This is a genomic window from Amycolatopsis sp. SID8362 (genome assembly GCF_010550475.1).
In the GTDB taxonomy this organism is placed as follows: domain Bacteria; phylum Actinomycetota; class Actinomycetes; order Mycobacteriales; family Pseudonocardiaceae; genus Amycolatopsis; species Amycolatopsis eburnea.
The window spans coordinates 1-6,219 of record NZ_JAAGNB010001632.1; the positions used below are offsets into that span (position 1 = coordinate 1).

Here is a 6,219-nt window from a genome sequence, read left to right on the forward strand (position 1 = left end):
CGGGTGCGGAGCCGGCCGCCGGCGCGCTGCAGGCCGCGGCCAGCAGGGCGGCCGCGAGGAGGACCCGCTTCACGCGCTCAATTCCGCCAGCACGGCGTCGGTGTAGCGCGGCCAGACCTCGGCCGCCCACGGGCCGAACGCGCGGTCGGTCAGCGCCACGCAGGCCGCGCCCGCGTCGGGGTCGACCCAGAGGAACGTGCCCGACTGGCCGAAGTGCCCGAAGGTGCGCGGCGAGCTGTTCGCCCCGGTCCAGTGCGGGCTCTTGTGGTCGCGGATCTCGAAGCCGAGGCCCCAGTCGTTGGGCTTCTGGTGCCCGAACCCGGGCAGCACGCCGGACAGGCCGGGGAACACGACGTTCGTCGCCTCGGCCACGGTGGCCGGGTCGAGCAGCTTGGGGGACTGCAGCTCGGCGGCGAAGGCCACCAGGTCGTCCACAGTGGACTCCGCGCCGGAGGCGGGCGAACCGGTCAACGCGGTCGACGTCATGCCCAGCGGCGCGAACAGCGCTTCGGCCTGGTACTGCGCGAAGGGGATGCCGGAGTGCTCGGCCAGCGCGTCGGCCAGCTGCTCGAACCCGGCGTTGGAGTACAGCCGCCGCGTGCCCGGCTCGGCCATCGCCTTGTGCGCGTCGAACGCGAGCCCGGAGGTGTGGGCCAGCAGGTGCCGCACGGTCGACCCCTCGGGCCCGGCCGGGGTGTCGAGCTCGACGACGCCCTCTTCGACCGCGATGAGCGCGGTGTAGGCGGTCAGCGGCTTGGTGACCGAAGCCAGCCGGAACTTCCGCGCGGTGTCGCCGTGGCGCCCCCGGACGGTCCCGTCGGCGGACACCACGGCCGTCGCGGCGTGGTCCACCGGCCACTCGTCGATCAGGCGCAGGCTCTCCATGCGCCCACCCTACGAAACGAAGGCCTCCGCACCGGTGTCGGGGACCGGTGCGGAGGCCTTCGCGGTATTCGCCGCCTCAGGCGTCGAGGTCGGTGGCGACGAGCTCCGCGACCGCTTCCACGGCCGCTTCGGCGCCCTCGCCCTCGGCGCTGATGATGACCTCGTCGCCGTACCCGGCGGCGAGCGTCATCAGGTTGAGCACGCTGCCGGCGGCCACCGGGCTCCCGCCGGCCTTGGCGATCTGCACCGCGACGGGTTGCGCCGCGGCCGCCTTCGCCACCAGCGCGGCCGGCCTGGCGTGCAGGCCCACCTTGCTCGCCACGGCGACGCGTTTCTCCGGCATGTTCGTCCTCTCGCTAACGGGGTCTTACGTCGGTACGGATGTTACGCGGCGGCGGTCCGGTCGAGGTCGGCCTCGATCGAGTCGTCTTCGCGGCCCGGGGTGCGCAGGTTGAACTTGACGATCGCGAACCGGAACACGAAGTAGTAGATCACCGCGTAGACGAGGCCGATCGGGATGAGCAGCCACGGCTTCTGCGCCGCCGGGGCGCCGAAGTTGAGCAGGTAGTCGATCGCGCCGGCGGAGAAGTTGAAGCTCTGGTGGATGCCCAGCGCGTTGCAGATCGCCAGCGAGGTGCCGGTCATGATCGCGTGGAACAGGTACAGCGGCCACGCGACGAACATGAACGAGAACTCGATCGGCTCGGTGACACCGGTGAGGAACGAGGTCAGCGCGCCGGCGATCATCACACCGCCGACGACCTTCTTCTGCGCCGGGCGGGCCGTCTGCCAGATGGCGAGGGCGGCGGCGGGCAGCGCGAACATGAAGATCGGGAAGAAGCCCGTGGTGAACGCACCGGCCGACATCTTGCCCGCGACGAAGTTGTTGATGTCACCGCCGTCGAAGATGAACCAGACGGGGACGTTCAGCAGCTGGTGCAGACCGACCGGGATGAGCAGGCGGTTCAGCGCGCCGTAGATGCCGCCACCGACCACCGGGGAGGCGGTGACCGCGTCACCGGCGGCCTGGATGCCCTGGTCGACCCAGTGGAAGACCAGGCCGAAGATGACGCCGAGGACGACCATGACGACCGCGGTGATGATCGGGACGAACCGGCGGCCGCCGAAGAACGCCAGGTAGGCGGGCAGCTTGATGCGGTGGTACTTCTGCCACAGCAACGCCGCCACGATGCCGACCACGACACCCGCGAGCACCGAGTACGGCCACTTGATCGGCGCCAGCTCGGTCGCGCCCGCCTTGTAGCCGGGCAGGTCGCTCAGCGGGGCGAAGACCTGGACGACGGAGCTGAAGACGAAGAAGCCGACGACCGCCGCGACGGCCGTCGAGCCGTCACCCTTCTTGGCGAAGCCGACCGCGATGCCGACCGCGAACAGCAGCGGCAGCCAGTTGAACAGCGTGCCGCCCGCGGCGCCCAGCACCGAAGCGACCTTGTTCCAGCCGAGGCCGTCCTTGCCGAGCATGTCGTCCTGCCCGAACCGGAGCAGGATGCCCGCCGCCGGGAGCACGGCGATGGGGAGCATGAGGCTACGGCCGAAGCGCTGAAGACCGGCGAGACCGCTGCCGCTCTTCTTCGCCCCCTCCGCGGTGGTGGAGCTCATCTGGATCCTCCATAGTGGGGTGGTTGACCGGGTTCCGGGGTGTTCCGGTCCAACTGCATGGTCACCTGGTAGTGATCTCCCCGGTACCAGGAAGTGATGTCTTCGATCGGGTCGCCGTTCGCGCTGGAGACCCGGCGGAACACGAGCAGCGGGCTGCCGGCGCGCATGCCGAGCAGCCGGGCCGTCTCGCGGTCCGCCCCTTCCGCCCAGACCGTCTGCCACGCCTGGTCGGGACGCACGTCGTACGTCTCGGCCAGCTGCGCGTAGAGGGACTGGGTCAGGTCGAGCTCGAGCAGGCCGGGAGCCCGGCCCGCGTGGTACCAGCCCCGCTCGACGGCCAGTGGCACGCCGTCGGCGTGGCGCAGCCGCACCAGGTGGTGCGCGGGCGCGCCCTCGGTCAGCCCGAGCGCGTGCGCCGAGGCGGTGGGCGGGACCTCGGTGGCCGCGGAGACCACCTCGGTGGTCGGCGTCAGCCCCCGCCGCCGCATGTCGTCGGTGAACGACATGAGGTACAGCTGCAGTTCCATCCGCCGGGCCGCGGTGAAGGTGCCCTTGCCGCGGACCCGGGCGAGCAGACCCTCTTCGACCAGCTTGCCGATCGCCGATCTGACCGTGAGCCGCGACACGCCGTAGCGCTGGGCCAGCTCGCGTTCCGACGGGATCGGCGCACCCGGCGGGAGCTCCCGCTCCACCGTGCGGCGGAGGATTTCCCGCAGCTGGGCGTGCTTGGGCGTGGGCCCGTTGACGACCCGGTCGGGTGGCGGGACGTGCGCGGCCGCGCTCATCGGCGTCACCCTCCTCGTTCTCGTTCCACCGGGGGACCGGTGCTCGCGTCCGGGCCGGAACATTGGTACGTTCCGGTCTAGACCAATGATCTGATGGGGCAGGATGCTCCGCCGCGCGGACGGGTGTCAACCACCGTTATCCGTTCGTGGCCCGCGGCGGGGTGCATGCCGACGAACGGCGTAGTACAGGTGGACACGCGGTTCGCGTCAGGTTGGGAACAAACAGTGATCAAGGAGACCGCGATGGCGGATGACAGGCCGGAAAAGATCCTCGCGGCGCTCGGCGGCGCGGAGAACTTGACCGAGGTGGAGGGCTGCATCACGCGGCTGCGCTGCGAGGTCGAGGACATGAGCCTCGTCGACGAAGCGGCGCTGAAGAAGGCCGGCGCGATGGGCGTCGTGAAGATGGGGTCGACGGCCCTGCAGGTCATCGTCGGTCCGGAGGCGGACACGATCGCCAGCGACATCGAGGACCTGCTGTGAGCCTCGAAGTGCTCAGCCCGGTCGCCGGGCGCGTGGTGCCGATCACCGAGGTCCCCGACCCGGTGTTCGCGCAGGCCATGGTGGGCCCGGGCATCGCCGTGCAGCCCTCGGGCGGCCGTTCGGACGCGGTGGCGCCGGTCGACGGCACGGTCGCCACGCTGCACCCGCACGCCTACGTCATCGCCACCGAGGACGGCAAGGCCGTGCTGGTCCACCTCGGCATCGACACGGTCAAGGAGAAGGGCGAGGGCTTCACGCTGCACGTCGTCAAGGGCGAGCAGGTGCGCGCCGGCCAGCCGGTCGTCAGCTGGGACCCGGAAGCGGTGACCGCGGCGGGTTATTCGGCGATCGTCCCGGTCGTCGCGCTGGACGCGTCGGCGGACGTGCTGTCCGCTTTGGACGCCGAGCGCGATGTCGCGGCGGGCGAGAAGCTGTTCGCCTGGGACGCCTGAGTTTCTTCGGTCACACGAAGGGCCCTTGCGGGCGTCTGTCCGCAGGGGCCCTTCGCGTGCGCCTGGCTCGTCGAGACGGGGCTCCTGGTCCGGAGGTCGTGAACGACCCTTTCACCTCGCCGGACGTCAGGGTCCCGGCAAAGTCGCGCTGGCGAGCGGGTGACCGGCCGCGTGGTCTGCCCGGCGTCGTGGGGACGTTGTGAATGGGTCATTCATGTCGTCTGGTGAGGTGAATGACTCTTTCATGTCATCATCGCGGAGGGTTCCTGGGGCTGGCGTGCTGGTTCCTGATGCCACATCGGGCGAGAAGCTGTTCGCCTGGGACGCTTGAGTTTCCTCTGTCACACGAAGGGCCCTTGTGGACCACCGTCCACAAGGGCCCTTCGCGTGCGCCCGGCTCGTCAGCCGGTCACGACCTTCCCGTTCTCCACCTTCACCGGCACGCTGGGCAGCGGCTTGTTCGCCGGGCCCTGCTTGACCTGGCCGGTCAGCGCGTTGAAGACCGAGCCGTGGCAGGGGCAGACCAGGTCGGCGCCCTTCGGGGTGACCGTGCAGCCCTGGTGCGTGCAGATCGCGCTGAACGCCGCGCACGCCGACTCGGACGGCCGCGCCACGATCACGTCGGAGCCGTCCGGGGCCTTGGCGGCCTTCGCCTCGCCGACCGGGACGTCGGCGAGCGCGACCAGCGGCGTCCCGGCGGCGATCGGGGCCTGGGCGGTGCCGGACTTGGCGTCGTCCGACGAACAGGCGGTGAGCGCGACGGCGCCGACGGCGGCACCGGCGACGGCGGCACCCGTGGTGAGGACGGTGCGGCGGGAGTGCAGTTCGGCAGTCATGCCCTTACCAACGAGATCGGCACCGCATCGGTTCAATCCGCGGTGAACCGGATCGGCCCCTGTTCCGTGTATGTAGCCGAGTGGGTGTGGAGTGGAGGAACGATCATGGTGGGTTGGGTTCTGCGCATCGTCGTGGCGGCCGCGCTGCTGGGCTCGGCGGGCGTGCACTACTTCCTGTGGACCGAGGACTACCCGGGCATCGTCGGCCCGCTGTTCCTGCTGGACGCGATCGGCGGCCTGGTCATCGCGATCGCGGTGCTGGCCTGGCGGCACTGGCTGCCGGCGCTGGGCGCGGTCGGGTTCGGCGTGCTGACGCTCGGCGCGTACGTGCTGGCCGCGACCGTCGGCTTCGCCGGCAACCACGACCAGTTCAACAGCCAGCCGGAGTACTGGGGCGTCATCACCGAGTCGGTCTGCATCGTGGGCGGGCTGGCGCTGCTGTTCGTGAAGGACCGGCGCCGGGTCTCGGCCTGAGTCCCGTGGGCGAAGTCGCCGAAGAGGCGCTGATGCGCGCGCTCCACGAGGAGCACGCGGCCGCGCTGTGGTCGTACGCGCTCCACCTGACCTCGGGCGACCGGATCCGCGCCGAAGACGTCGTCCAGGAGACGCTGCTGCGCGCCTGGCGCTCGACGGCGGTGCTGGACCAGTCGCAGGGCTCGGCCCGCGCCTGGCTGTTCACGGTGGCGCGGCGCATCGCGATCGACGGCTGGCGCTCGGCGTCGGCCCGGTCGGAGGTGGTGACGGACGCGCCACCGGAACGCGCCGTCGGCGACGGGACCGACCGCGCGGTCCAGGGCTGGCTGGTCGCGGAGGCGCTGGCCGAGCTGTCCGAGCGGCACCGCGAGGTGCTGCTGCTGTGTTACTTCCAGGGCTATTCCGTAGCGGACGCGGCGCTGCGCCTGGGCGTGGCCGAGGGAACGGTGAAGTCCCGCACGCACTACGCGTTGCGCGCGCTGCGGCTGGTGCTCGAGGAGAGGGGAGTGACCCAGTGAGCGAAGACCCCTTCGCGACGTTCGACGCCGCTTACGTGCTGGGGGCGCTGTCCCCCGAGGACCGCCAGCGCTTCGAGGAGCACCTGCGCACGTGCGACCGCTGCGCGGCGTCGGTCCGCGAGCTGGCCGGGCTGCCGGGCCTGCTGGCCCGCGTCGACACCCCGGC

10 protein-coding genes are annotated in these 6,219 nt (G+C 71.1%); 5 read left to right on the forward strand and 5 right to left on the reverse strand.

Features of this window, described 5'->3' with window-relative positions:
• Positions 1 to 69: 69 nt before the first annotated feature.
• From G3I65_RS50455 to G3I65_RS50470, 4 genes are all read right to left on the reverse strand, one after another.
• The gene (locus G3I65_RS50455) at positions 70 to 885 is read right to left on the reverse strand and encodes a serine hydrolase (RefSeq protein WP_160702977.1); all 816 of its coding nucleotides are present in this window, start codon (positions 883 to 885) and stop codon (positions 70 to 72) included.
• Positions 886 to 961: 76 nt separating this feature from the next.
• Positions 962 to 1,228 (reverse strand): HPr family phosphocarrier protein, encoded by a 267-nt coding sequence (locus tag G3I65_RS50460; RefSeq protein ID WP_086856385.1) that lies wholly within the window; start codon positions 1,226 to 1,228, stop codon positions 962 to 964.
• A gap of 41 nt (positions 1,229 to 1,269) precedes the next feature.
• Complete coding sequence (locus G3I65_RS50465; RefSeq protein WP_160702979.1) at positions 1,270 to 2,505, reverse strand: PTS transporter subunit EIIC; 1,236 nt, start codon at positions 2,503 to 2,505, stop codon at positions 1,270 to 1,272.
• A complete protein-coding gene (locus tag G3I65_RS50470; RefSeq protein ID WP_125315876.1) occupies positions 2,502 to 3,290 on the reverse strand; it encodes a GntR family transcriptional regulator in 789 nt (262 codons plus the stop codon). Before G3I65_RS50470 ends, G3I65_RS50465 begins: the two co-directional genes overlap by 4 nt.
• 243 nt (positions 3,291 to 3,533) lie before the next feature.
• Between G3I65_RS50470 and G3I65_RS50475 the strand changes: the two genes are divergently transcribed.
• Complete coding sequence (locus G3I65_RS50475) at positions 3,534 to 3,773, forward strand: glucose PTS transporter subunit EIIB (RefSeq protein ID WP_163046900.1); 240 nt, start codon at positions 3,534 to 3,536, stop codon at positions 3,771 to 3,773.
• A complete protein-coding gene (locus G3I65_RS50480) occupies positions 3,770 to 4,225 on the forward strand; it encodes a PTS glucose transporter subunit IIA (protein ID WP_160702981.1) in 456 nt (151 codons plus the stop codon). The genes G3I65_RS50475 and G3I65_RS50480 overlap by 4 nt, the downstream gene beginning before the upstream one ends.
• Before the next feature lie 401 nt (positions 4,226 to 4,626).
• On the opposite strand, the gene G3I65_RS50485 is transcribed toward G3I65_RS50480, so the two are convergent.
• Positions 4,627 to 5,061: a ubiquinol-cytochrome c reductase iron-sulfur subunit gene (locus G3I65_RS50485; RefSeq protein WP_160702983.1), complete on the reverse strand. Its 435-nt coding sequence runs from the start codon at positions 5,059 to 5,061 to the stop codon at positions 4,627 to 4,629.
• A gap of 105 nt (positions 5,062 to 5,166) precedes the next feature.
• Between G3I65_RS50485 and G3I65_RS50490 the strand changes: the two genes are divergently transcribed.
• From G3I65_RS50490 to G3I65_RS50500, 3 genes are all read left to right on the forward strand, one after another.
• The gene (locus G3I65_RS50490; protein WP_160702985.1) at positions 5,167 to 5,535 is read left to right on the forward strand and encodes a hypothetical protein; all 369 of its coding nucleotides are present in this window, start codon (positions 5,167 to 5,169) and stop codon (positions 5,533 to 5,535) included.
• A gap of 5 nt (positions 5,536 to 5,540) precedes the next feature.
• Entirely contained in the window at positions 5,541 to 6,053 is a 513-nt protein-coding gene (locus G3I65_RS50495; protein ID WP_125315880.1) for a sigma-70 family RNA polymerase sigma factor, read from the forward strand.
• A partial coding sequence (locus G3I65_RS50500; RefSeq protein ID WP_160702987.1) for a zf-HC2 domain-containing protein occupies positions 6,050 to 6,219 on the forward strand: 170 nt, incomplete at its 3' end. The genes G3I65_RS50495 and G3I65_RS50500, both read left to right, overlap by 4 nt.